Annotated in this window: 23 protein-coding genes and 1 tRNA gene; 8 read left to right on the top strand and 16 right to left on the bottom strand. The window is 72.8% G+C overall.

Annotated elements, in window-relative coordinates; all coding sequences use genetic code 11:
• Positions 1 to 13 precede the first annotated feature (13 nt).
• The 4 genes from ilvA to ACFQUZ_RS00295 form a co-directional block, all read right to left on the bottom strand.
• A complete protein-coding gene (gene ilvA, locus ACFQUZ_RS00280) occupies positions 14 to 1231 on the bottom strand; it encodes a threonine ammonia-lyase (RefSeq protein ID WP_377436617.1) in 1218 nt (405 codons plus the stop codon).
• The gene (locus tag ACFQUZ_RS00285; RefSeq protein ID WP_377436618.1) at positions 1228 to 2148 is read right to left on the bottom strand and encodes a DUF4328 domain-containing protein; all 921 of its coding nucleotides are present in this window, start codon (positions 2146 to 2148) and stop codon (positions 1228 to 1230) included. Before ACFQUZ_RS00285 ends, ilvA begins: the two co-directional genes overlap by 4 nt.
• 63 nt (positions 2149 to 2211) lie before the next feature.
• On the bottom strand, positions 2212 to 3600 hold the full coding sequence (locus ACFQUZ_RS00290; RefSeq protein ID WP_377436620.1) for an amidase: 1389 nt from the start codon (positions 3598 to 3600) through the stop codon (positions 2212 to 2214).
• A gap of 127 nt (positions 3601 to 3727) precedes the next feature.
• Entirely contained in the window at positions 3728 to 4870 is a 1143-nt protein-coding gene (locus ACFQUZ_RS00295) for a cystathionine gamma-synthase (protein WP_377436621.1), read from the bottom strand.
• A 23-nt stretch (positions 4871 to 4893) separates the two neighbouring features.
• Between ACFQUZ_RS00295 and ACFQUZ_RS00300 the strand changes: the two genes are divergently transcribed.
• Both ACFQUZ_RS00300 and msrA read left to right on the top strand, forming a co-directional pair.
• Positions 4894 to 5304: an HIT family protein gene (locus ACFQUZ_RS00300; protein WP_377436622.1), complete on the top strand. Its 411-nt coding sequence runs from the start codon at positions 4894 to 4896 to the stop codon at positions 5302 to 5304.
• Positions 5305 to 5422: 118 nt separating this feature from the next.
• Positions 5423 to 6085, top strand: coding sequence for a peptide-methionine (S)-S-oxide reductase MsrA (gene msrA, locus ACFQUZ_RS00305; RefSeq protein WP_377436623.1), 663 nt, complete (start codon positions 5423 to 5425; stop codon positions 6083 to 6085).
• Position 6086: 1 nt separating this feature from the next.
• Here msrA and ACFQUZ_RS00310 read toward each other — a convergent pair whose 3' ends face one another.
• On the bottom strand, positions 6087 to 6719 hold the full coding sequence (locus ACFQUZ_RS00310) for a hypothetical protein (RefSeq protein ID WP_377436624.1): 633 nt from the start codon (positions 6717 to 6719) through the stop codon (positions 6087 to 6089).
• A gap of 514 nt (positions 6720 to 7233) precedes the next feature.
• Between ACFQUZ_RS00310 and ACFQUZ_RS00315 the strand changes: the two genes are divergently transcribed.
• Positions 7234 to 8163: a ribonuclease Z gene (locus ACFQUZ_RS00315; protein WP_377436625.1), complete on the top strand. Its 930-nt coding sequence runs from the start codon at positions 7234 to 7236 to the stop codon at positions 8161 to 8163.
• Complete coding sequence (locus tag ACFQUZ_RS00320; RefSeq protein WP_377436627.1) at positions 8160 to 8765, top strand: GNAT family N-acetyltransferase; 606 nt, start codon at positions 8160 to 8162, stop codon at positions 8763 to 8765. The genes ACFQUZ_RS00315 and ACFQUZ_RS00320 overlap by 4 nt, the downstream gene beginning before the upstream one ends.
• A 109-nt stretch (positions 8766 to 8874) precedes the next feature.
• Here ACFQUZ_RS00320 and ACFQUZ_RS00325 read toward each other — a convergent pair whose 3' ends face one another.
• A complete protein-coding gene (locus ACFQUZ_RS00325) occupies positions 8875 to 10245 on the bottom strand; it encodes a cystathionine beta-synthase (RefSeq protein ID WP_377436628.1) in 1371 nt (456 codons plus the stop codon).
• Between the two features lie 114 nt (positions 10246 to 10359).
• On the bottom strand, positions 10360 to 10716 hold the full coding sequence (locus ACFQUZ_RS00330) for a YkvA family protein (RefSeq protein ID WP_377436630.1): 357 nt from the start codon (positions 10714 to 10716) through the stop codon (positions 10360 to 10362).
• A gap of 192 nt (positions 10717 to 10908) precedes the next feature.
• Between ACFQUZ_RS00330 and ACFQUZ_RS00335 the strand changes: the two genes are divergently transcribed.
• From ACFQUZ_RS00335 to ACFQUZ_RS00345, 3 genes are read left to right on the top strand one after another with little or no spacing between them, the layout of a single operon-like run.
• Positions 10909 to 12063, top strand: coding sequence for an SGNH/GDSL hydrolase family protein (locus tag ACFQUZ_RS00335; RefSeq protein WP_377436631.1), 1155 nt, complete (start codon positions 10909 to 10911; stop codon positions 12061 to 12063).
• Positions 12060 to 12875: an SGNH/GDSL hydrolase family protein gene (locus tag ACFQUZ_RS00340; RefSeq protein ID WP_377436632.1), complete on the top strand. Its 816-nt coding sequence runs from the start codon at positions 12060 to 12062 to the stop codon at positions 12873 to 12875. The genes ACFQUZ_RS00335 and ACFQUZ_RS00340 overlap by 4 nt, the downstream gene beginning before the upstream one ends.
• Before the next feature lie 44 nt (positions 12876 to 12919).
• On the top strand, positions 12920 to 14182 hold the full coding sequence (locus tag ACFQUZ_RS00345) for an acetyl-CoA C-acetyltransferase (RefSeq protein WP_377436633.1): 1263 nt from the start codon (positions 12920 to 12922) through the stop codon (positions 14180 to 14182).
• Positions 14183 to 14322: 140 nt separating this feature from the next.
• On the opposite strand, the gene ACFQUZ_RS00350 is transcribed toward ACFQUZ_RS00345, so the two are convergent.
• From ACFQUZ_RS00350 to ACFQUZ_RS00360, 3 genes are all read right to left on the bottom strand, one after another.
• Complete coding sequence (locus ACFQUZ_RS00350) at positions 14323 to 14643, bottom strand: hypothetical protein (RefSeq protein WP_377436635.1); 321 nt, start codon at positions 14641 to 14643, stop codon at positions 14323 to 14325.
• A gap of 196 nt (positions 14644 to 14839) precedes the next feature.
• Positions 14840 to 15709, bottom strand: coding sequence for a Bax inhibitor-1/YccA family protein (locus tag ACFQUZ_RS00355; RefSeq protein ID WP_377436636.1), 870 nt, complete (start codon positions 15707 to 15709; stop codon positions 14840 to 14842).
• Positions 15710 to 15814: 105 nt separating this feature from the next.
• Positions 15815 to 15895: transfer RNA gene (locus tag ACFQUZ_RS00360), tRNA-Leu, on the bottom strand.
• 98 nt (positions 15896 to 15993) lie between these two features.
• On the opposite strand from ACFQUZ_RS00360, the gene ACFQUZ_RS00365 reads away from it, so the two are divergent.
• The gene (locus tag ACFQUZ_RS00365) at positions 15994 to 17901 is read left to right on the top strand and encodes a hypothetical protein (protein WP_377436638.1); all 1908 of its coding nucleotides are present in this window, start codon (positions 15994 to 15996) and stop codon (positions 17899 to 17901) included.
• A 96-nt stretch (positions 17902 to 17997) separates the two neighbouring features.
• Here the strand turns inward: ACFQUZ_RS00365 and ACFQUZ_RS00370 are convergent, their stop codons facing one another.
• The 6 genes from ACFQUZ_RS00370 to ACFQUZ_RS00395 form a co-directional block, all read right to left on the bottom strand.
• Entirely contained in the window at positions 17998 to 19362 is a 1365-nt protein-coding gene (locus ACFQUZ_RS00370) for an NAD(P)/FAD-dependent oxidoreductase (RefSeq protein WP_377436639.1), read from the bottom strand.
• Between the two features lie 166 nt (positions 19363 to 19528).
• Positions 19529 to 20092 carry a hypothetical protein gene (locus ACFQUZ_RS00375; protein ID WP_377436641.1) on the bottom strand — a complete coding sequence of 188 codons (564 nt, stop codon included), beginning with the start codon at positions 20090 to 20092 and terminating at the stop codon, positions 19529 to 19531.
• Positions 20089 to 21498, bottom strand: coding sequence for a DUF58 domain-containing protein (locus tag ACFQUZ_RS00380; protein ID WP_377436643.1), 1410 nt, complete (start codon positions 21496 to 21498; stop codon positions 20089 to 20091). The genes ACFQUZ_RS00375 and ACFQUZ_RS00380 overlap by 4 nt, the downstream gene beginning before the upstream one ends.
• Positions 21495 to 22496 carry an AAA family ATPase gene (locus tag ACFQUZ_RS00385; protein ID WP_377436644.1) on the bottom strand — a complete coding sequence of 334 codons (1002 nt, stop codon included), beginning with the start codon at positions 22494 to 22496 and terminating at the stop codon, positions 21495 to 21497. The genes ACFQUZ_RS00380 and ACFQUZ_RS00385 overlap by 4 nt, the downstream gene beginning before the upstream one ends.
• Complete coding sequence (locus ACFQUZ_RS00390) at positions 22493 to 23056, bottom strand: hypothetical protein (RefSeq protein ID WP_377436646.1); 564 nt, start codon at positions 23054 to 23056, stop codon at positions 22493 to 22495. The genes ACFQUZ_RS00385 and ACFQUZ_RS00390 overlap by 4 nt, the downstream gene beginning before the upstream one ends.
• Positions 23053 to 23808 carry a DUF4129 domain-containing protein gene (locus tag ACFQUZ_RS00395; RefSeq protein ID WP_377436648.1) on the bottom strand — a complete coding sequence of 252 codons (756 nt, stop codon included), beginning with the start codon at positions 23806 to 23808 and terminating at the stop codon, positions 23053 to 23055. Before ACFQUZ_RS00395 ends, ACFQUZ_RS00390 begins: the two co-directional genes overlap by 4 nt.
• Between the last annotated feature and the right edge of the window lie 4 nt (positions 23809 to 23812).

Below are 23812 nucleotides of genomic sequence, written 5' to 3' on the forward strand. Positions count from 1 at the left end.
CCCTCTTCATTCGTCAATCCGCCCCGAAGGAGACCAGGTAGCCGCTGGTCCGTAGCGCCTCGATCAATCGGTCCGAGTGTTCGGCGCCCCGGGTCTCCACGGACAGCGCCACCTCGACCTCGCCGAGCCGCAGATGCGGGTTGTGCCGCTGGTGCTCGACGTCCACCACGTTGCCCCGATGCTCGGCGATCTGCATGAGCAGGGACGCCAGCTGCCCCGGCCGGTCCGAGCAGCGCACCGTGAACCGCAGGTAACGCCCGGCCGCGGCCAGCCCGTGCCCGATCACCCGCAGCAGCAGCAACGGGTCGATGTTGCCACCGCTCAGCACCGCCACCGCCGGCGTCGGCGCCTCCACCGCCCCGGCGAGCAGCGCCGCCACCCCCACCGCCCCGGCCGGCTCCACCACCTGCTTGCCCCGCTCCAACAACATCAGCAGGGCCCGGGAGATGTCCTCCTCGGAGACGGTCACCATCTCGTCCACCAGCTTCGCCACATGCGCGAAGGTCACCTCACCCGGCCGACCCACGGCGATCCCGTCGGCGATCGTGGTGAACGACGCGAGGCGTACCGGCTCTCCGGCGCTGAGCGACGGCGGGAAGGCCGCCGCCCCCGCCGCCTGCACCCCCACCACGCGGACGTCCGGCCGGAGTGCCTTGGCGGCCACCGCGATGCCGGAGACCAGCCCGCCACCGCCCACCCCCGTCACGATGGTCCGCACCTCCGGGCACTGGTCGAGGATCTCCAACGCCACGGTGCCCTGACCGGCGATCACGTCCCGATGATCGAACGGGTGGATGAGCACCGCACCCGTCCGGTCGGCGAACTCCTGCGCGGCCACCAGCGCCTCGTCCACGGTGCTGCCGGACAGCTCGACCGTGGCGCCGTACCCCTTCGTCGCCGCCACCTTCGGCAGCGGGGCGTTCGCCGGCATGAAGACCGTCGCGTCGGTGCCGACCAGGCCGGCGGCGAGCGCCACACCCTGAGCGTGGTTGCCCGCGCTGGCTGCCACCACCCCCCGGGCCCGCTCCGCCGGGCTCAACCGGGAGATCCGCACGTAGGCGCCGCGCACCTTGTACGACCCGGCGCGTTGCAGATGCTCGCACTTGAGCCACACCGGGCCGCCGAGTGCCGAGCTCAGCGGTCGGGACGGCTCCAGCGGCGTGGTGCGGGTGACACCAACGAGCAGATCCCGCGCGGACTCGACGTCGGGCAGTCCGACCAGCTCCGTCATGCCCCGATCGTGCCACCTCGGATTTCCGGGCCGGCCGGGGATGGCATCGCCATGCCGGGTAGCACCTGCCCGATCGGCTGTCCACCGCCCCGGATCCGGGCCGTCTGGGCAGCCGATATCCGAATGATCAGGACGGCGAGGGCGCCGGCCGCGACGACGCCGCAGAGTGCGACGAGCGGATAGGTGATGGTCGTCGACCCGTAGTAGTCGACATACGCCTGGTAGTCGTCCGGAGTCGCCAGCACGGTGGGCAACTCGTCGTACCGCCGTTGGTCGAGCCGGCTGAGGAGCTGCCCCCCGTACGAGTTGATCACCCAGCCGGCCCACCAGACGCCGATCAGGGCCGGCGCGCCGGCCCGGCCGAGGCTGCCCCGGGCGATCTGGATCATCACCCGGCAGGGGATGACCAGGTTGGCGAACGGTATGAACCAACCACCGATCGCCCAGCCGGCACCCATTCCCGGCGTGGCCTCCGGGAATGCCTCGATGTTCTTGCGCGCCCGGTAGAACCAGATGATGACGAGCGTGGCGGCGGCGAGGGTGCAGGCCAGCACCGGGAGGGTGAGCACGGCTTCCAGCAGCGCCGCGTCGGAGAGCAGCTCGGGATCGTCGGTCTGCTGGGCGCGCACCGCCATTCTCCGGCCGATGATCGGCCAGAACGACAGCAGCGTGTCCACCAGCGCGGTGGCCGCCACCGCGACGATGGCCGCGATACCCACACCGCGCACGGCGTACGTCCGCGTCGCCGTGGGCTGCGCGGGGAACGCCGGAGATGCCGGAGGCTGCGTGGGGTACGCCTGCCGTACCCCGTACGCCGGCTGCTGTCCGACGCCCGGATCCTCCCAGAGCGGCGCGTGGCAGAACCGGCACCGGACATCCTGCGGCGGCACGTCCCGCTTACAGATCTGACACCGCATGATCGCCCCCCGGTCGACGTGCCGGGCACACGATAATCGACCGCGATCAAGCCGGCGACCCCGTTACCGGGCGACCGGATACTCCGGGGCGTGCCGCTGCCACGGCTGGGCCAGCTCGAACTGGCCGGCGACGGCGAGCAGCCGCAGCTCGGACCCGGGCGGGCCGACCAGTTGCACGCCGACCGGCAGCCCGTCGGGGCGCCGCCCGACCGGCACCACGATCGCCGGCAGGCCAGCCACGTTCCACGGCGCCGCGTACGGGGCGTACCGGATGTTGACGCTCATGTTGGCCCGCCAGGAGCGCCTCGACCAGCCGTCCGCGCCCGGCGGGGTGGCCGCCAGGGCCGGGGTGAGCAGCAGGTCCAGGTCGTTGTCGGCGAAGAACGCGACGCTCCGCTCCCGCCAGGCCGCGCGGTCGGACTCCCGGACCAGGCCGCGCCGCTCGGCCACGCCGCCCAGGACGGCGTGCCGGCGGGTCCGTGGTTGCAGGGTCGCGCGGTCCACCCCGGCGGCCCGCGCCTCGGCCGCCGCGGCGGCCAGCCAGGTGGCCACGCCACGCAGCCCGAGCGAGGTGGGATAGACCGGGTCGGCGGCGATGGCGTCATGTCCGGCGGCCGCGAGCAGCCGGGACCCGGTGGCCACCGCGTCCCGGTTGGCGTCGTCGAGCCGTACGCCACGTACCGGCGACCGCAGCGACACCGCGATCCGCAGCCGGTTCGGCGGCACCAGCTTGTCCGGGCGGCGACCGGCGAGCACCGCGAAGCCGAGGGCGGCGTCGGCGACCGTGGTGGCGAGGATTCCGTGTTCGGCCAGTCCGAACCAGTCGGTGGCACCAAGCTGGCAGGGCACCACGCCGCGCCCCGGTTTGAGCCCCACGAGGCCGCAGCAGGCGGCCGGGATCCGGATCGAGCCCAGCCCGTCGTTGCCGTGCGCGATGGGGACCAACCCGGCCGCGACCGCCGCCGCGGCGCCGCCGGAGGAGCCACCGGGGGTACGGTCGCGATGCCACGGGTTGCGGGTCGTCGCGGACTCGTCGTCGGTGGTGCCCCACAACCCCAGTTCGGGCATCCGGGTGACGCCGACGATCACCGCGCCGGCGCCCCGCAGCCGGCGTACCACCTCGTGGTCCTCCTCGGCGACGGCGGTCCGCACCACCGCGGAGCCGTTCCAGGTCGGCAGACCGGCTACCGGCGTGTTCTCCTTCACGGCGACCGGCACCCCGGCCAACGGAAGGTTTGCCAGGTCGTCCTGCTCGTCGACCTTCTCCGCCTCGACGATCGCCTCGCCGCCGCGGACCACCCGGAACGCGGACAGGTCACGGTCGGCGCGGGCGATGTGCTCCAGATGGTCGGCGACCACCTGGGTCGCCGAGGTGTCCCCCCGACGAACGGCCCGGGCGACCTGCTTCGCGGTCGCACCCACCCAGGTCGGCATCATCTCCTGCACCGCCACACCCTCCCCATCAGGTCCTCAGGTACGCCGAGCGGCGCCACGCCCGCGGTACCGGCACCGTGCCGGCACCGCGCCAGCGGAACCGGCCCGCCCGCGACGCGGCCGGGCCGGTTCACCGCCGTGGCGGTCAGCCGAGCGCCTGCTCCAGGTCGGCGAGAAGATCGTCGGCCGTCTCGATGCCGACAGACAGTCGCACGAGATCGGCGGGAACTTCAAGCGGCGAGCCGGCGGCGCTGGCGTGCGTCATCCGCCCGGGGTGTTCGATAAGTGACTCCACCCCGCCGAGTGACTCGGCGAGCACGAACAGTTTCGCCCGGTTGCAGATCTCGACCGCGTGGTCCTCGCCTCCGGCTGCCCGGAACGAGATCATGCCGCCGAACCGGCGCATCTGCTTCGCGGCCGTCTCGTGGCCCGGGTGCTCCAGCAGGCCCGGATAGATCACCTGGGCAACCTTGGCGTGCCCCTTCAGGTAGTCGGCGATCCGCTCGGCGTTGTCGCAGTGCCGGTCCATCCGTACCCCGAGGGTCTTCAGGCCGCGCAGCGTCAGCCAGGCGTCGAACGGGCCGTTCACCGCCCCCATCGCGTTCTGGTGGTACGCGAGTTCGGCGCCCAGGTCCTGGCTGGCCGCGACCAGCGCGCCACCCACCACGTCGGAGTGGCCACCGACGTACTTGGTGGTGGAGTGCACCACCACGTCGGCGCCGTGCGCGATCGGCTGTTGCAGGTACGGCGAGGCGAAGGTGTTGTCGACCACCAGCAGGGCCTTTGCCTCGTGCGCCACGGCGGCCAGGGCGGCAATGTCGGCGATCCCGAGCAGCGGGTTCGTCGGCGTCTCCACCCAAATGATCTTCGTCCGGCCGGGCTGGACCGCGGCCCGCATGGCGTCGACGTCGGAGACCTTCGCCGGCGTGAAGTCCAGGCCCCAGCGCTCGGCGACCCGGGCGAACAGCCGGTAGGTGCCGCCGTACGCGTCATCGGGGATCACCACGTGGTCGCCGGGCCGGCAGACGGCGCGCAACAGGGTGTCCTCGGCCGCCAACCCGCTGGCGAAGGCGAGCCCGGTCCGCCCGCCCTCCAACGCCGCCAGGGCCTCCTGGAGCGCGTCGCGGGTGGGGTTGCCCGACCGGCTGTACTCGTAGCCCAGCCGGGGGGCACCGACGGCGTCCTGAGCGTACGTGCTGGTCTGGTAGATCGGCGGGATCACCGCACCGGTGCGGGGGTCCGGCTCCTGGCCGGCATGGATGGCGAGCGTCTCGAAGCCGTAGTTCATTCGACAGAGGCTAGTCTGCCCCGATGGAGGGTTGCGTCTTCTGTGCGATCGCGGCGAAGGAGACACCCGCGTTCCGGGTGCTCGACGAGCCCGGGGTGGTGGCGTTCCTGGACACCCGCCCGGTCTTCAAGGGCCACCTGCTGGTGGTGCCGCGCAGGCATGTCGAGACGCTTGGCGACCTGCCGCCCGACGAGGTGGCCGGTTACTTCGCCACCGTCCGGCAGCTCAGCCGGGCGGTGGAGGACGGACTCGCCGCCGGCGGCACCTTCGTGGCGATCAACAACCGGGTCTCCCAGTCGGTGCCGCACCTGCACACCCACGTCATCCCCCGCACCAAGGGCGACGGGCTGCGCGGCTTCTTCTGGCCGCGACACCGGTACGACTCGGACGCGGAGGCCCAGACCTACGCCGACAAGATCGCCGCCGGGGCGTAGGGAAGGGCGCTTCCGCCATGCCTGGCGGCCGATGAGGCGGGTAAGGATCAAGGTGGGCGGGGCGTTGCATGTTACAGAGGTCCCGTCCGCCCACCGGGTGGACCGAAAGGAGCAAGACGTGTTTCTCCGTCGCATGAAGCCCCAGATGCCGTCCCCGGACCAGATCCTGCCGGGCCGGCAGACCACCATGCCGGTCGCCGAGCGGCACGCCGTTCTCGGCAGTCCGCTGGCGGGCCCCTGGCCCACCGGTGCCCGGACCGCGGTGTTCGGGATGGGGTGCTTCTGGGGAGCCGAACGGCTCTTCTGGTCGCTGCCCGGGGTCATCTCCACCTCGGTCGGCTACGCCGGTGGTCAGACCCCCAACCCGACGTACGAGGAGGTCTGCTCCGGCTACACCGGGCACACCGAGGTCGTCCAGGTCGTGTACGACCCGTCCAAGATCGATTATGCGGACCTGCTCAAGGTCTTCTGGGAGAACCACGACCCGACGCAGGGCATGCGGCAGGGCAATGACATCGGTACGCAGTACCGGTCGGCGATCTACGCCACCGACGACGAGCAACTCGCCGAGGCGGAGACGTCCCGGGAGGCGTTCGCGCCGGTCGTGGCCGCCGCCGGGCACGGGGAGATCACCACCGAGATCGGCATGCTGTCCACGTACTACTTCGCCGAGGACTACCACCAGCAGTACCTCGCGCCGTCGAAGAACCCGGACGGCTACTGCACCCACGGCCCGACCGGCATGTCGTGCCCGGTCGGCGTGGCCCGGACCGCCGCCTGACCTACTGGTAGGACACCGGCGGCTGACCGGGACTCGGAGTCGCCTGCTGGCCTGGACCGGTGTTCGGCGGCTGGCCGGGGCCGGCAGTCGACGGCTGACCCAGGCCAGCGCTCGACGGCTGACCCAGGCCGGCGTTCGGCGGCTGACCCAGGCCAGCGCTCGACGGCTGACCCAGGCCGGCGTTCGGCGGCTGACCCAGGCCGGCGTTCGGCGGCTGACCCGGGCCGTATCCGGGCGGCGACGGGTAGCCCGCAGGCCCGCCGGCCCCGCCCGCAGGCCCGCCGAAGCCGCCCGCCGGCCCGAACCCGCCCGCCGGCCCGAACCCGGCCGCCGGCCCGCCGAAGCCTCCGGCCACCCCACCGGCTCCGAGCGCCGGGGTGGCCGGTGCCGGCAGGTGCCGTCCGATCTGGAAGCCGATCCCGGCGAGCATGGCGGTGAGTCCGCCGAGGGCCAACACGACAGCCGCTGTTCTCATGCTCTGGGCCTCCAGCTGGCACTCCAGGATCTCCTCCTGGGTACGGGCCAGATCGCACACGCTGGCAGCGGCCACCGTCAGGTACACCGCGAGCATCATGCTCAGCAGCGACAAGACGAACAGGACGATGAAGCCGGCGTGGACCCTCGCGTTGCGCACGGTGGGACACCATACCGACCACGCTGCCCGGCCGATGCCCCCGCGGCGCCGGGCGCCGGAATCACGATCCGGTGCGTCCGGAGCGTGCGTTTACCGCCTCGAACACCAGCAGACCGACGTCGGACGCCGCCAATTCACCGCCGATCCCACGTTACACATCGGCGCCGCCCACCGGAGCTAGCGCGAGCCGGCGGACTCGGCAAGTGATCTAAACCCGTTGCCGGTCCGCCGCCGGCTGGATAGGTTGGCCGTACACGGGAAGGGAGGTGGTCCAGGCTTTGTATAGCAATCGGACTCGTGAGGTGGCTGTCCGCTAGCCGCTGTCCTTGACAGTCCTGGTCGCCGCCGGTGGTTCGCCGCCGACGAAGACCAGAGCCAGATCGTCGAGACCGTGTGGCAGCGGTGCGGCGAATCCACGACAGCCACCCGACCCCCGGAGCGCCGGCCCAGTCCAGCCGGTCCGCGTACGCGCGGAACCTCCGGGGGTCGCTCTATTTCCCGGGGGTCGTCCGGCGTGTCAGCGCGCGAGCTGGTGGTGCTCGGCACCGCGAGTCAGGTGCCCACCCGGCACCGCAACCACAACGGCTACCTGCTCCGCTGGGACGGCGAGGGTTTCCTCTTCGACCCCGGCGAGGGCACCCAGCGGCAGATGCTGCCGGCCGGGGTGGCCGCAGGCGACATCACCCGGGTCTGTGTGACCCACTTCCACGGCGACCACTGCCTCGGCCTGCCCGGCGTGATCCAGCGGCTGTCCCTGGACCGGGTCGCCCATCCGGTGACCGCCCACTATCCCGCCTCCGGCGAGCGGTACTTCGCCGCCCTGCGGTACGCCAGTTCCTTCCACGAGACCGCGCGGCTGCGCCCCGAGCCGGTGACCGGCGATGGGCAGATGATCGAGACACCGGTCGGCCGGCTGGAGGCCCGCCGGCTGCGGCACCCCGTCGAGGCGTACGGCTATCGGCTGATCGAGCCGGATGGTCGGCGGATGTTGTCCGACCGGCTCCGGGCGTACGGCGTCGAAGGGCCCGCGGCCGGCGAACTGAGCCGCGCCGGTCACCTGGACGTCGGCGGGCGCCGGGTCACCCTGGACGAGGTGAGCGTCCACCGACGCGGGCAGCGATTCGCGTTCGTGATGGACACCGGGCTGTGCGACAACGTGTACGCGCTGGCCGAGGGCGCCGACCTGCTGGTGATCGAGTCAACTTTCCGCGCCCAGGACGCCGCGTTGGCCGCGGAGTTCGGCCACCTGACGGCTGGTCAGGCAGCGCGGGTGGCGGCCGAGTCCGGGGTACGGACGCTGGTGCTGACGCACTTCTCCCAGCGGTACCCCGATCCCGACGGGTTCGCCGCCGAGGCCCGGGAGTGGTTCACCGGGGAACTGGTGGTGGCGGCGGACCTCGACAGGTTGCCGGTGCCACCCCGCCGGGTACCCTCGGCCGAGTGATCATCACGCTCCGTCCCGCTCGGAAGATCGATCTGATGGGCGTCGGCGCCCTGCACCAGCGTTCGCGGGTGGCCGCGTACGCCGATTTCCTGCCGGCCGAGGCGCTGGCCCGGCCGACACCGCGTGCCATGGGGCGATACTGGACCGAGCGGTGGAGCTACGAGAAGCGCGACCATTCGCTCACCGTGGCCGAGCACGCCGGCCGGCTGGTCGGCTTCAGCTACCTCGGCCCGGCGGCGCCCGACGAGGCCGGATCGGAGCCGAACGCGGCTGCGCTCGAGCCGGACGCGCCCGGTGCGGCTGGCGGGGCCGATGCGGCCGGCGGGGCCGGTGCGGACGCGCCGCGGACCGGGGTGCTGCACGCGATTCACCTGGACCCGCGCTGGCGGGGTCGAGGTGTCGGCCGGCAACTCATGATCGACGCGCTGCGGACCCTGGCCGGCGAGGGCTACCACCGGGCCGAGCTGTGGGTGCTTGTGGACAACCTCACCGCCCGCCGGTTCTATGAACGCGGCGGCTGGAGCTGTGACGGCGTGGAGCGGGAGGACACCATCGGCACGGCGCTCACCCGACAGGTGCGCTACTCCCGCCCCCTGCCCTGACCCACACCCCCTTGTTGATCAAGAGCTCCGCGTCATGGGACGGCGGGAATCTGACGCGAACCTCTTGATCAACTCGGCAGGGCGCGCGAACCCGGCAGGGCGCGCGAACTCAGCGGGCGCCCAGGTGGGCCAGCAGGTCCTGGCGGGTGAGGACGCCCTTGGGCTTGCCGTCCACCAGCACCAGGGCGGCGTCGGACTTTTCCAGCAGGTTCACGGCCTCGCTCACCGGCTGCCCGCCACCGATCATCGGCAGCGCCGGGCCCATGTGCCGCTCGATCGTGTCGTGCAGGTGGGCCTGACCGGTGAACAGCGCGTCGAGCAGGTCCCGCTCGGCGATCGAGCCGGCCACCTCCCCGGTGACCACCGGCGGCTCGGCCTTGAGCACCGGCAGTTGGGAGACGCCGTACTCGCGCATGTAGTCGATGGCGTCCCGGACCGTTTCGGTCGGGTGCACGTGCACCAGCTCCGGCATGCCGCCCGGCTTCTGGGCCAGCGCCTCCGCCACGGTCGACTCGGCGCCACCATGGGCCAGGAAGCCGTACCGGGCCATCCACGCGTCGTTGAAGATCTTGGACAGGTAACCCTTGCCGCTGTCCGGCAGCAGCACGACGACCACGTCGTCCGGTCCCGCCTTGCGGGCGACCTCCAGCGCACCCACCACAGCCATCCCGCACGAGCCGCCGACCAGCAGGCCCTCCTCGCGGGCCAGCCGCCGGGTCATCTCGAACGAGTCCTTGTCCGAGACCTCCACGATCTCGTCGCAGATTGACCGGTCGTACGTCTCCGGCCAGAAGTCCTCGCCGACGCCCTCCACCAGGTACGGCCGGCCACTGCCGCCGGAGTAGACCGAGCCCTCCGGATCGGCGCCGGCGATGTGCACCCGACCGCCCGACGCCTCCTTGAGGTATCGCCCGATCCCGGAGATCGTGCCCCCGGTGCCGACGCCCGCCACGAAGTGGGTGATCTTGCCTTCGGTCTGTTCCCACAGTTCCGGCCCGGTGGTCTCGTAGTGCGACCGCGGGTTCGCCGGATTGGCGTACTGGTTCGGCTTCCACGCGTCCGGGATCTCCCGGGCCAGCCGGTCCGACACGTTGTAGTAGGAACGTGGGTCCTCGGGGGCCACCGCCGTCGGGCAGACCACCACCTCGGCGCCGTACGCCCGGAGCACGTCCTGCTTGTCCTGGCTCACCTTGTCCGGGCAGACGAACACGCACTTGTAGCCCTTGAGCTGCGCGACCAGGGCCAGTCCGACCCCGGTGTTGCCGCTGGTCGGCTCGACGATCGTGCCGCCCGGCTTGAGGATCCCCGCCGCTTCGGCGTCCTCCACCATCCGCAGCGCGATCCGGTCCTTGACCGACCCACCGGGGTTGAAGTACTCCACCTTGGCGAGCACGGTCGCCTGGATGCCCTCGGTCACGTTGCGCAACCGCACCAACGGGGTGTTGCCGATCATGTCGACGACGTTGTCGTAGTAGCGCACTGCGGTGTGCCCTTCTCGTCTGGCTGGCTCGCCGGCCGGGGGACGGTGCCGGCCGGCGTCGCTGCCGGCAGGCGGCCGGGCCTGCGGTGAATTCCGCCTCCAGGGTACGTGCCGTCAGCGCACGGTCTGACCGGGGATCACCGTGTCGCGGCGCGCCTCCCAGGCCAGGAACCGCTCGGTCTCCGACAGCACGCTGCCGGCCAGCCAGGCGATCATCAGGGCGTCGTCGGCCAACCCGAAGATCATCAAGGCGGCCTCCGGGACCAGGTCGACCGGGGACACCACGTACGCCGTCGCGGCCGCCATGAGAGCGATCCGCAGGCCACCGTCGTACTCGCCACGCCGGGTGGCGCTGATCATCCGGGGCAGCGCGGCGAGCCGGGCGCCGAGCGACGGACCTCCGCGCGCACCGGCGGCCAACGCCCGGGCCAGGGCGGTGAGGGCGGCCGTACGCTTAAGGGACTTGGCCATGTGTGCCTCCTTGACGACCCCACCCATGTTGCCTCGCCGGCGCCACCCGGCGGTGCTGTCCTCCACGGGTGCTAATTACCCACCGGCAACCGTTTCCAGACGCGATGGCCGCATCTGCGACAGCGCGCCGGCATCCACTCGCGATAGCCTCGAAGATCGCAGGGCAGATCAGTTGAGGGCGGGGGGCGCTTGATGGATCGGGCCGTCGCGGCGCCAGCGGCAGCCGTGTCATTGCCGGCAATCCGCCGGCTGGCCAGGCTGGCCGCGTACGGCGCGGGGCTGACCGCGGCGACGGCGCTGACCGCCTCCGGCGTGCTCATCGGTCAGGCCCGGCAGGCCCGGCGGACCATCCCGATGGCCGAAGCTCCACCGCCCCGCGGTGACGGCGTGTACGGCGTCAAGTTTCCCGGTACGCCGATCACGCTCGTGGTCCTCGGCGACTCGTCGGCCGCCGGCTACGGCGTGCACCGGCCTCGGGAGACGCCCGGCGCGCTGCTGGCCACCGGCATCTCCCGCCGGCTCCGCCGCCCGGTGCGGCTGTTCCGGCACGCCGTCGTGGGCTCCCTGTCGTCCGGGCTGCGGCCGCAGGTGGAGGCGGCGCTGGAGCACCGACCGGACCTGGCCGTGATCCTGATCGGCGGGAACGACATCACCAACCGGACCCCGCAACCGGTGGCCGTCCGGCACCTGGTCGAGACGGTCCGGGCGCTCCGCACGGCTGGCGCCGAGGTGGTCGTCGGCACCTGCCCCGATCTCGGCGCCATCCAACCGATCAAGCCGCCGTTGCGCTGGCTGGCCCGGCGGTGGAGCCGCCGGCTGGCGGCCGCGCAGACCGTCGCGGTGGTGGAGGCGGGCGGCTGGACGGTGTCGCTGGGCGACCTGCTCGGCCCCCGCTTCGCGGCCGAGCCGACCAGGATGTTCGCCTGGGACCACTTCCACCCGTCGGCCGAGGGGTACGCGATAGCGGCCGCCGCGTTGCTCCCGACCGCGCTGTCCGCCCTGGCCGCCGGCGAGCGTCCGGCGGGCGCGCCGGGCGACGACGAGCTTCGCTCGATTGTTGCCACCGGCCCCGCTGGCGTACGGTCGCTGCCAGAGGCGGCACAGGTCGCCGCCCGGCACGCCGGGACGGAGGTCAGTGCCGCGCGGGTGGCCGGCCGCGATCGGGGCCCGGCCGGGCGGTGGGCACGACTGCGTCGACGCCGACCCTGGTTCGGGCACGCCCGTGGTCCGGCACCGGTTCCCGGCCAACCGCCGGGTCCGGTTCCCGGCCAACCGCCGGATCCGGTTCCCGGCCAACCGCCGGATCCGTCCACCGCGACGTCGACAGTGGAGGAAGGCGCGACATGACCGGGTCGAGCACCGCGGACATCGCCCTCCGGATCGGCCGGACGGCCGCGATGGCCCTGCTCGCCGGGACGGTCGGCGGAGCGGCCGTGCTCGCCGGTGAGGCAGTCCTGGCCAGCAACCGGCGGTACGCCCACCCCGACCCCGACCTCGCCCTGAGGTGCACCGTCGGGCCGTCCGGCGCGCCGCCGCTGCGACTGGTGTTGCTCGGCGACTCGTCCGCCCTCGGCGTCGGCGTGAACCGGGTCGGCGACACGGTCGGCGGGCAGCTCGCCCGGCTGCTCGCCGAGGGAGCCGGGCGTCCCGGGGCGGGCCGGCGAGAGGTCCGGTTGTCCAGCGTGGGCGTCGTCGGCTCGCGGTCGACCGACCTGGCCACCCAGGTGGCTCGGGCCCTGCTGGGCGAGCGCCCCGACGTCGCGATGATCCTTATCGGCGCCAACGACGCCACCGGTCTGCGCCGTCCCGCCGAGTCGGCCGTCCACCTCGGCGCCGCGGTCCGCCAGTTGCGGGCGGCCCACGTGGAGGTGGTGGTCGGGACCTGCCCGGACCTGGGCGCCGTGCGGGCGATCGCCCAGCCGCTCCGGCAGGTCGCCGGCTGGCTGGGCCGCCGCACCGCGGACGCGCACGCCGAGGCCGCCCGCCAGGCGGGTGCCCGGGTGGTCGACCTCGGCGCGGTGACCGGGCCGGTGTTCCGGGCCGACGCCGGGACGCTCTGCTATGACGGGTTCCACCCGTCGGCGGACGGCTACCGGGTGTGGGCACACGCCCTGCTGTCGGCGACGGCCGAGGCGGCGGCCGTGACGAGCCGGAACTGAGGCACCCCTTCCCGGCGAAGTTACTCGCGAGTTAACGTTGGCCCATGCCGACCGACCCTTCGCGTACCGCCGTCATCGTCGCCACCGCCCGCTCGCCGATCGGCCGGGCGGTCAAGGGCTCGCTCCGCGACGTCCGTCCCGACGACCTCGCCGCCACGATCGTCCAGGCCGCCCTGGACAAGGTGCCCCAGCTCGACCCGGCCACCATCGAGGACCTCTACCTCGGCTGCGGCCTGCCGGGTGGGGAACAGGGCTTCAACATGGCCCGGGTGGTGTCCACCCTGCTCGGCCTGGACGGCCTGCCCGGCGCCACCCTGACCCGTTACTGCGCCTCCTCGCTCCAGACCACCCGGATGGCGTACCATGCCATCGCCGCCGGGGAGGGTGACGTGTTCGTCTCCGCCGGGGTGGAGACCGTTTCCCGGTACGCCCGGGGCAACTCCGACCAGCTCCCCCCGGAGGCTCAGGAACTGGTCGGTGGCGGTTGGCAGAATCCACGGTTCACCGCCGCCCGGGACCGATCGACGGCTCGCGCGCAGGGCGGCGCGCCGGTCTGGGCAGACCCGCGGGAGGCCGGCGAACTGCCGGACATCTACCTGGCCATGGGGCAAACCGCCGAAAACCTCGCCCAGGTGTACGACGTCAGCCGCGCCGAGATGGACGAGTTCGGCGTACGCAGCCAGAACCTCGCCGAGAAGGCGATCGCCGACGGCTTCTGGGCCCGCGAGATCACCCCGGTCAGCACGCCCGGCGGCGACGTGGTGAGCACCGACGACGGGCCCCGGGCGGGGGTGACGCTCGACGCCGTCGCCGGCCTCAAGCCGGTGTTCCGGCCGGACGGTCGGATCACCGCTGGCAACTGCTGCCCGCTCAACGACGGTGCCGCCGCCGTGATCGTAATGAGCGAGCAGCGCGCCCGCGACCTCGGCATCCCACCGCTGGCCCGGATCGTCTCCACCGGCGTGACCGCGCTCTCCCCCGAGATCATGGGGCTCGGTCCGGTCGAGGCGTCCCGGCAGGCCCTGCGGCGGGCCGGCATGACCATCGACGACATCGACCTCGTCGAGATCAACGAGGCGTTCGCGGCCCAGGTCATTCCGTCGTACCGGGAGTTGGGCATCCCGCTGGAGAAGCTGAACGTGATGGGTGGCGCGATCGCCGTGGGCCACCCGTTCGGGATGACCGGCGCCCGGATCACCGGCACCCTGCTCAACGCGCTGGACTGGCACGACAAGTCGGTCGGCCTGGAGACCATGTGTGTCGGGGGCGGTCAGGGCATGGCGATGGTGCTGGAACGGCTGAGCTGACCCGACCCGGTCGGCTTGCCGGTCGGACCCGCCGCGCGGACCCGCCGGTCGGGCTCGTGGATCCCGGTCGGGCTTGTGGATCGTGGATTTCCGGTGCCCCCAGGGGGCCTCAGGAATCCACGATCGACCACGACGAGCGACTACAGCACCCGGCGGGTGGCCTGCACCTCGGCCGCGGACTCGGCGAGCACCTCGTCGGGCGGACCGGCCGCCACCAGGTCGGCGGTCACCACCCGGAGTTGGTCGGGCAGGGCCATGTCGTTGTCCAGCCGGGGAACGGTCCGGCGTCGCTCGCTGGCGGCGTCGGCCGCCCGGTTGGCGATCCGCTGGACCAGCCGGTGCACCAGCTCACCGCGGGGGGCGTTACCCGCCGCGGCGACCGCGGCCCAGCGCGGCGCCTCCCAGTGGCCCACCTGGCGCACCAACTGGTCGACGGCTCGGTTCAGGTCCGCTGCGCTCACCCGCCGCAGCTTAGCGCCCGTCGCCCACCTGGCCGTATAGCCGTGTTGATCAAGAGGTTTGCGGGGGTTTCAAAGATCGAGATCCCCGCAAACCTCTTGATCAACACGGGAGGATGGGAGAGCGCGAGGGCGCGAGGGCGCGACGCCCGCTCCCGGGAGCCGGGAGCGGGCGTCGCGTCGGGCACCGGCCCAAACGTCAGTCGTCGCCCTGGAAGTAGCTGAGCAACCGCAGGATCTCGATGTACAGCCAGATCAGCCCGACCAGGATGCCGAATGCCGCGGTCCACGAGTAACGCTCCGGCAGCCCCATCCGGACGCCTTCCTCGATCTCGTGGAAGTTCAGGATGAAGCTCAGCGACGCCACGACGATGCAGACCAGGCTGAAGATGATCGCGACCGGGCCGCCGTCACGCAGGCCGGTGTTGACGCCGAACAACGCCAGCACGAAGTTGATCAGCATGGCGGCGAAGAGACCGCCCATCACCGCGATCATGATGCGACGGAACTTCGGGCTGGACCGGACCACTCGGGCCCGGTAGAGCGCTGCCATGGTGAAGAAGACGCCGAACGTCGCCACCACAGCCTGGAGCACGATGCCCTCGTAGCCCATCACCGAGGTGAAGAACTTGCTGATCATGCCGACGAAGACGCCCTCGACCACCGCGTAGGCGATCACGAGCGCCGGGTTGGCCATCCTGGAGAAGGAGATCACCAGGCCGATGACCAGCCCGACGACCGCTGCGCCGATCCACGCCGGGCCGAGCAGCGTATCCGGCACGAGGACCCACGCGGCAGCGGCGGAGGCCGCCAGGATGGCCAGCAGCGTGACGGTCTTGACGACCACATCGTCGATGGACATCGCCCGGGTGGCGGGCGGAGCGGTCGGGTACGCCGGGGCGTCGGAGTGACCGGCGGGTGGGTAACCGGCTGCGCCCGGGTAGCCCGCGGTCGGGTGCTGCTGCCCGTAACCAGGCTGCGGATAGCCGACAGCGGTGCCGTACCCGGCGCCTCGCTCTCGCTCGGCCGCCTGGCCGAGCCGGGCGAGCACCGGGTTGGATGTCTTCACTTCTCAGGCCTCCCTCAGGGGGTCAACGCACGTCACGTGCCCCTAAAGAGTAATGTCCCGACGCCCGAACGGCGACGCCTCGTCGCCACTGGCTGGCTCAACCCGTGCCCGGGGCGGGGATCGAACCCGCACGCCTCGCGGCAGCCGCTTTTAAGGCGGCCGTGTCTGCCATTCCACCACCCGGGCCGGCGGCCGGGTCGCCGTCGCGACCCGTGCATGTCACGGTAGCGGGTCGCGGCCGACCCGGCGTACCCCGCCGGGCCGTCGGCATTAGGGTCGATTCCGTGACCAGCACAGCCCGCGAGACGCGGAGCGCCAAATCCGGCGCGACCGCGCCAGGCGGACCCGGACCGGCCGCACGCCACCACCTGACCCGTTGGACGACCATGGCTCGCGCGCACCGAGCGGATCTCTTGATCGGCCTGGCCTACCTGGTCCTGGCCGGCTGGCTCACGCACGGACTCTGGCCCGACCCGGGCCACCGGGTGCTGGCCCTCAACCCGGCCGACCAGACCCTCTACGAGTGGTTCCTGGCCACCGACGCCCGGGTCCTGTTTGGCGATTTCAGCCTGCTCAGCGACCGGCTGAACGCGCCGGCCGGAGTCAACCTGATGACCAACACCACGGTCATCGCCCTGGGCATCCTGTTCTCCCCGGTCACCCTGCTGTTCGGCGCGGCAACCACCTTCGCGCTGCTGGCCGCGCTCAACCTCGCCGGTACGGCGATCGCCTGGTACCTGCTGTTCCGTCGGGTGCTCGGGGCGGGCCGGCTCGCGGCGGTGCTCGGCGGTGGGCTCTGTGGCTTCGCCCCCGGCATGGTGTCGCAGACCAACAGCCACCTGCACATGACGGCGCAGTGGCTGGTGCCGGTGATGGTGTGGCTGCTGGTGCGGATGGTCCGCGCCGCCGACCCAGGCTCCGCCACCGGCACGGGCTCCACCGCCGACCCAGGCTCCACCACCGGCACGGGCTCCACCGTCACGGCGAACGGCTCCGGCGGCCGGGACTGGCGACGCATCGGCACGTCGGCCGCCGGACTGGCCGCGGCCATCGCCGCGCAGGTCTTCGTCGGCGAGGAGGTTCTGTTCCTGGCCGCCGTCGCCCTGGTGATCTTCACGGTGGCGTACGCGGCGGCGCGCCCCCGGCTCACGGTCCGGGTGCTGCCCGGCTTCCTCGCGGGGATGGTCGGCGCCACGGTCCTGGCCACCCTCGTGCTGGCCTGGCCGCTGTGGTTCCAGTTCCGGGGACCGCAGGGTGTCCACGACGGGATGTTCAGCCCGCACTACTTCTCGGCCGACCTGGCGACCTGGGTCACGCTGTCGCCGCTGTCGATCGGCGGCAGCGAGGCGGCCGCCCAGCTCACCACAGGGCCGGCGGAATACAACACCTTCCTCGGCTGGCCGCTGCTGATCGCCGCCGCGCTGGCCGCCGGTTGGCTGATCCGCCGGCCGCTGGTGATCGGCTGCGTCGCCGCCGGTCTCGTGATGGCGGCCCTGTCGATGGGGCCGGACGTTATCGTGGCCCGGGACCGGACCACCGTGGCCGGGCCGTACCGGATGCTGATGGAGTTGCCGGTGGTGGACGGCGCCCTGCCGATGCGGTTCGCGCTGGCCGTCGTGCCGCTGCTGGCCACCGTGCTGGTGCTGGCCGTCGACCGGGCCCGGACGGTGGGCTGGGCGCCAGCCCGCTGGCTGGTGCCGACCGGCGCCGCGCTGGCCCTGCTGCCGGCCTTCCCGGCGCCGCTGCCCACGGCCGACCGGCCACCGGTGCCGGAGTTCTTCGCCGCCGGACACTGGCGGGACTGCGTCCGGACCACCGGCGTGCTGGTGCCCGTCCCGTTGGCTACCCCGAACGACCCCTGGCCGATGCGCTGGGCGGCCGCCACGGATGTCGGCTTCGCGATGCCCGAGGGCTTCTTCATCGGACCGTACGGGGACAACCGCGGCGCCTCGATGGGCACCTACAAGCAGCCGACCTCGAAGCTGCTGGCGGACGTCGCCAGGACCGGCGCGGTCCCACCGATCGGTATGAAGCAGCGCCAGGAGGCGCGCCACGACATCGCCTTCTGGAACGCCTCGTGCTTCGTCCTGGCCGACGACGCGCCGCACCGGGAGGAGTTGCGCACGGCCATGGAGGGCCTGCTCGGACCGGGAACCCGGGTGGCCGACGTCTGGACCTGGAAGGTCCGCTGACGCGACACAAGGCGACGCGACGCGACACAAGGCGACGCGACGCGACACAAAAGCGACGGGCCGGTGACGCGCGGCGGCACCGGCCCGCACCACCACTCAGATCGGGGCGTCCGCCTTCGATCGCTCCTTCTCGGGCGGGCTCGGCCGGGTCGACGACGTGGCCACCGAGAACTCCTCCCGCGGGTCGTGCAGCTGGCCGAGGGCCACCACCTCACGCTTGAGGAAGAAGGCCAGGGTCCAGTCAACCACCACGCGCACCTTGCGGTTGAGCGACGGGATCCGGCTCATGTGGTACGTCCGGTGCATGAACCACGCGGGGAACCCGGTCAGCTTGATGCCGTACACCTGCGCGACGCCCTTGTGCAGGCCCAGGCTCGCCACGCTGCCGGCGTGCTTGTGCTTGTAGTTACTGGGCAACCGACCCCGGATCACGGCCCTGATGTTGTCCGCCATCCGGGCCGCCTGGCGCACGGCGTGCTGCGCGCTCGGCGAGCAGTACGTCCCGGGCGGGCCGGTCAGGTCCGGCACCGCGGCGCAGTCGCCGGCGCTCCACGCGCCCTCCACGACCCGGTCCCCGTCGACCACCTGGAGGGTGGGTAGGCAGGTGACCCGGCCCCGGTTGTCGCGCGGCAGGTCGGTGTGGTCCAGGATCGGCGACGGCTTCACGCCGGCCGTCCAGACGATGGTGTCGGACCGGAAGCTGTCCCCGTCGGAGAGCTTGACCAGGCCGTCCACGCAGGATTCCAGGCGGGTGTCCAGCCGGATGTCCATGTTGCGCTTGAGCAGTTGCTGGACCGTGTAGGCGCCCATGTCCCGGTCGACCTCGGGCAGCACCCGCTGGGTCGCCTCGACCAGCACCCACCGCATGTCGTCCGGCTTCAACTCCGGGTAGTAGCGCAGCGCGTCGCGGGCCATGTCCTCCATCTCGGCCAGGGCCTCGATGCCGGCGTACCCGCCGCCGACGAAGACGAAGGTCAGCGCGCACCGCCGGGTGTCCGGGTCGGTGGTGGCCGCCGCCACGTCGAGCCGGTCCAGCACGTGGTTACGCAGGTAGATGGCTTCACCGATGGTCTTGAAGCCGATGCCCTGCTCGTGCAGGCCGGGGATCGGCAGGGTCCGGGAGACCGAACCGGGAGCGACCACGATGTGGTCGTACTCGATCTCGCGCGGCGGGCCGATGATCGGCTGGACGGTCGCGGTGCGCCGGCCATGCTCGACCTTGGTGACCGCGCCCGCCACGACCGTGCACCGGTCCAACTCCCGGCGCAACGGCACCACGGAGTGCCGGGGCGAGATGTTCCCCGCGGCCGCCTCCGGCAGGAAGGGCTGGTAGGTCATGTGCGGCTGCGGATCGACCACGATGACCTCGGCCTCGCGGGAACCGAGCTTCTTGGACAACCGGAGAGCCGCGTAGAGCCCCACGTGGCCGGCGCCGACGACGAGAATGCGCTGCGGATTCACGCTGTCTATCTTTCCCCCGGCACCGCCCTTATGCCTCGCCAACCGCCCGTTCTGTGACCGAGGACGCCGGTGTGACCTGCCCTACCCGCAAGAACGTGACGGGCGTCCATGAGCTGGCTCACCATCGTCGATGCGGCGGCGGTGCCGGGGCCGGTGGGCGGACCGGTCACGCCCGGCGGACCAGCCAGCCGAGCAGGGCGGCCAGCCCGGCGCTGACCGCCAGGCCGAGCACCGTCACGCCGAGTGCCGCGCCCGAATCCACCTGTCCGGCGGCGAGCAGGGCGGCCACCCCGACGGCCGCGGCGGCGAGCGCCACCAGCGCCGCCCGCCCCAACCAGCGGCCGATCACGGCAGGGTCCACCACCGCGTCGTACGGCACCAGCGCGGCCAGCGCGCACAGGCTGTGCACCAGATAGAGGGTCACCGCGAGACCGAGCAGCCGCCACAGGTCGATCGGCCGCTCGAAGACCGTGGTGGCGAGCAGCCACCCGGCGACCGCGGCGAGGATCGCGACGGTCGCCCCGAACCGCCGGGGACTCACCGCCGGCAGCACCGCGATGCCGACCAGCAGCGGCATCGGTCGTCCAGCGAGGTACTCCCCCGGCACCGCGAACACGAGTCCGGCCAGGGCGGCGAGGAAGGCACCGGCCCGGATGTACACCGGTGTCGGGGTGACCCGCCGGGCCGCCCGCCACAACGACCGGAGCCAGTCGAGGAACATGTCGATCATCGGCCCACCCGGGGTGCGGTGGCCAGCCGGGCCACGTCCCGCAGCACCAGGTCGAGGCTGCCCGAACCGGCCCAGGTCACCACCGGCACGCCGTGCTCACGCAGCTGCCCCAGGGTGTTCTCCCGATCCAGCCGCCACAGTCGCTGGGCGACCGCGGCCCAGGGGTCCCGCCGGTCCGGCGGTCCGGCCTCCGGCAGCGTGTCGATGGCGATCACGAACCGCCCGGACCGGGCCAACCGGGCCAACATCTCCGCGGACCGGTCGTCCAGCAGCGGGGTGAACACCACCACGAGCGCGTCCGAGGACAGCAGGTGCGGACCGAACGCCTGGTCCGAGATCTCGTGCGCGGCGCTGTCGGGCTCGACGTCGAGCAGCCACTCCAGGACGGTCAGGTACTGCCGGCGCCCGGTGGCCGGCCGCAGCCGGCGCGCGGCCAACCCGTACTCCAGCATGGACACCCGGTCACCACGGTGCAGGTAGTGCTCGGCGATCGCGGCCGCGGCCCGGACCGTGGTGTCCAGCACCGATGCCGACCCGTCGACCCCACCCGATCGCCCCGCCTCGTTCAGCACGTCGAGCAGCAGCACCACCTCGGCGTCCCGATCGGACAGGGTGGCGGCGACGTGCAGTTGGCGGGCCCGCAACGAGACCCGCCAGTCGATCCGGCGCAGTCGGTCACCGGGCGCGAAGACGCGTACCCCGGCCAGCTCGCCGCCCTCCCCCGGCCGGCGGGACCGGTGGCCACCGACGAGACCGGCGGCCCGCGGCATGGCCTCCACCGCCTCGAACGGCTCGGTGGCCGGATAGACCCGCACGGCGCTCGCCGCACCGCCGACCGGGCGGCTGACCAGCAGACCGTCGCAGGCCGCCACCCGCGCGCCGGCCGGCCCGATCCGGTGCCGACCCCACCGGCGGGTCCGGCCAGCCAGATCAAGATCGATCTCCGTCCCGGCCGACACGGTGGCCAGGAACGGTCGATCGGCGAGTTCGAGGGGCGGCTCGGCGGCGCCCGTGGCGAACCCGACCCGGTCGAACCGCAGCCACGGCGAGCCACCGACCCGCAGCAACGCCAGGTCGTAGTCGACGTCACCGGGATTGCCGACGGCCACCGAGGCACGCACCGGTCCGCCCTCGACCAGGACGCCGTCCTCGGCCGCCACGCTCACCGCCGGCAGCCGCGCGGGCCGCCGCCGGAGCGAGTACGCGGTACCGACCGCCAACGGCGCGGCGAGCACCACCAGGTCGACCCGGCCGAGCAGCACCGCACCGACAAGCAGGACGCCGGTGAGCAGCACCGCCCGGCCAAGGGCACGAGTGGGTGCCCAGTCCGGCGCCGGCACGTCCGGTTCGGGGGCGGGGCGGTCGCGGTGGACGGGCGGTACGGCCGGACGGATCGGCGTGGTCAATGGGCCACCTGGTCGGCGGCGTGGCTGGGCAGGGCTCCGCTGGCCGGTGCGGGGGTCTGGTCGAGCACCTCGTTGACCACGAAGGCGGGGTCGACCCGGCGCAGCCACATCTCCGGACGCAGGGTGATCCGGTGCGCCAACGCGGGTACGGCCACCTCCTTGACGTCCTCGGGCACGACGAAGTCCCGGCCGGCCATCGCGGCCCGGGCGCGGGCCAGCAGCAGCAGGGCCAGCGAGCCGCGCGGCGAGGCGCCCACCAGGACCGACGGGTGCGCCCGGGTGGCCGCCGTCAACTCGACGATGTAGTGCCCGAGCGAGTCCTCGACGACCACGTCCTCCAGTGCGGCCTGCATCGCGAGCAGGGTGGCCGGATCCACCACGGCGGCCAGCTCCGACTCCTCCCGCCGGCGGGACATCCGGCGGCGCAGCACATCCCACTCCTCGTCGTGGGTCGGGTAGCCGAACGACACCCGGAGCAGGAACCGGTCGAGCTGCGCCTCGGGCAGCGGATAGGTGCCCTCGTACTCGATGGGGTTGGCGGTGGCCAGCACGTGGAACGGTGCCTCCAGCCGGTAGGTGACGCCCTCGACGGACACCTGCTTCTCCTGCATGGCCTCCAGCAGGGCCGCCTGCGTCTTCGGCGGGGTCCGGTTGATCTCGTCGGCGAGCAGCAGGTTCGTGAAGACCGGGCCGGCCCGGAACGTGAAGTCGCCCTTGCTCTGGTCGTACAGGAAGGATCCGGTGACGTCGGCCGGCAGCAGGTCCGGGGTGAACTGGAGACGACGGAAGTCCAGCCCGAGGGCCTGCGCGAAGGACCGGGCGGTAAGCGTCTTGCCCAGCCCGGGCAGGTCCTCCAGCAGCACGTGACCCCCGGCCAGGATGCCGGCCAGCACCAGTTCCAGGGCGTCCCGCTTGCCGACCACCACCGCGCCGACCGCGTCGAGCACCGTCCGGGCCAGCCGGCCCACCTCGCCGGTCTCGAACCTCACGTCGTTCATATTCTCTCCAGTTCGGCGACGAGCGCCGCGAGTTCGCGCGGCGACGGTGGACGGCGGACCTCGGTGGCCAGGGTGTGCCAAGCGGCCTCGCCGAGCAGGGCGCGGGCGCGGGCCGGGTCGGATCGCCGGGTCAGGCCGTGCCGCTGCCGCAGTCGCTCGTCGGCGAGCGCGCCCAGCCGGGGCAACACCCGGGTGTTGTACCGGTCCACGTCCTTCTCCGCCCAGCCGAGGGTGTGTTCCCACCGGCCGATGGTCCGGTCCAGCGCGTCCCTGGCCACCCACGACGGATCCCCACCGGGCGACGCCGGGGCGATCCGCGCGGACGGCGGTGGCGCCAACCCGGCCGCCACCCGACGCACCACGAGCAGGGTGAGCACGCCCGCCAACACGGCGATCGCCGAGACCGCCACGCCGACCACCCGCAACCCGGCAAGCACCACCGCGGTGATCGCGCCGGCGATCAGCAGCGTACGCAGCACCCGGGCACCGCCGCCCCCACGCCGTGGCCGGGCGGGTGGCTCGTCAGCGTCCCCGAGCAGGTCGTCGATGCCGACGCTCACGGAGCCGGCACCTCCTCGGCGGACATCGACCGGGCGGTGGTCAGCTCGCCGCGCAGCCGGCGAAGTGCCGTCCGGGCCTGGTCACGCATCCGCTCGTCCACCGCGTGGGTGGCGTAGCGGGCCTCCCGGTAGACCCGGGCGAACTCGGCAAGCACGTCGGCACTGACCACGGCCGGCGTGCCGCTGACCGGGTCACCCCGCAGCAACCGGGTCACCAGGTCGGTGGGCGTGTCACCGACCCGGCGCGGCACGCCCACCGCGGCGGCGGCCTCCTCCAACCGGACCCAGCAGGCGATGACCGCGGTACGCGGGTCGGTGGCGGCATCGTCGAGTTGCACGAGGCCGGCGTCGAGGGCGGCCACCACCTCCTCGGTGGCCTGACCTGCGATCGTCGGTGACCGGACGGCCCACCGCGTCCGCATCCGCCGGCGGATCGCTCCGCCGAGCACGCTCCACAGCACCAGACCGAGGATGCCGGCGACGACAAGGGCGAGCACCACCGTCAGCGCGGCACCGAGCCAGCCCGGCACCTCGGTGGGGGCCGCCTGGGCGGCGCCGGACGGGCGCGGCTCCAGGGTCGGCGGCAGCGACGGCAACGCGGTCGAGTACTCCTCCAGCACCGGCACGTCGTCGGCAGCCGGTGCGACCGGGCGCAGGCCGATGGAGGAGTGTCCGGCGGCGACCGCCGCGGCGCCGAGCAGGGCCGCGACGGCCAGCGTGGGCCACCAGCGGCGCAGCGGATCGCGGTCCATCGCC

The sequence above is a fragment of the Plantactinospora sp. GCM10030261 genome (genome assembly GCF_042666615.1).
Taxonomy (GTDB): Bacteria; Actinomycetota; Actinomycetes; order Mycobacteriales; family Micromonosporaceae; genus KBS50.

Excerpts from the sequence above, each read along its gene's own strand:
- ilvA (WP_377436617.1), bottom strand. The coding sequence starts at position 1,231 with ATGACGGAGCTGGTCGGACTGCCCGACGTCGAGTCCGCGCGGGATCTG.
- ACFQUZ_RS00285 (WP_377436618.1), bottom strand. The coding sequence starts at position 2,148 with ATGCGGTGTCAGATCTGTAAGCGGGACGTGCCGCCGCAGGATGTCCGG.
- ACFQUZ_RS00295 (WP_377436621.1), bottom strand. The coding sequence starts at position 4,870 with ATGAACTACGGCTTCGAGACGCTCGCCATCCATGCCGGCCAGGAGCCG.
- ACFQUZ_RS00300 (WP_377436622.1), top strand. The coding sequence starts at position 4,894 with ATGGAGGGTTGCGTCTTCTGTGCGATCGCGGCGAAGGAGACACCCGCG.
- ACFQUZ_RS00330 (WP_377436630.1), bottom strand. The coding sequence starts at position 10,716 with ATGGCCAAGTCCCTTAAGCGTACGGCCGCCCTCACCGCCCTGGCCCGG.
- ACFQUZ_RS00335 (WP_377436631.1), top strand. The coding sequence starts at position 10,909 with ATGGATCGGGCCGTCGCGGCGCCAGCGGCAGCCGTGTCATTGCCGGCA.
- ACFQUZ_RS00340 (WP_377436632.1), top strand. The coding sequence starts at position 12,060 with ATGACCGGGTCGAGCACCGCGGACATCGCCCTCCGGATCGGCCGGACG.
- ACFQUZ_RS00345 (WP_377436633.1), top strand. The coding sequence starts at position 12,920 with ATGCCGACCGACCCTTCGCGTACCGCCGTCATCGTCGCCACCGCCCGC.
- ACFQUZ_RS00375 (WP_377436641.1), bottom strand. The coding sequence starts at position 20,092 with ATGATCGACATGTTCCTCGACTGGCTCCGGTCGTTGTGGCGGGCGGCC.
- ACFQUZ_RS00385 (WP_377436644.1), bottom strand. The coding sequence starts at position 22,496 with ATGAACGACGTGAGGTTCGAGACCGGCGAGGTGGGCCGGCTGGCCCGG.
- ACFQUZ_RS00395 (WP_377436648.1), bottom strand. The coding sequence starts at position 23,808 with ATGGACCGCGATCCGCTGCGCCGCTGGTGGCCCACGCTGGCCGTCGCG.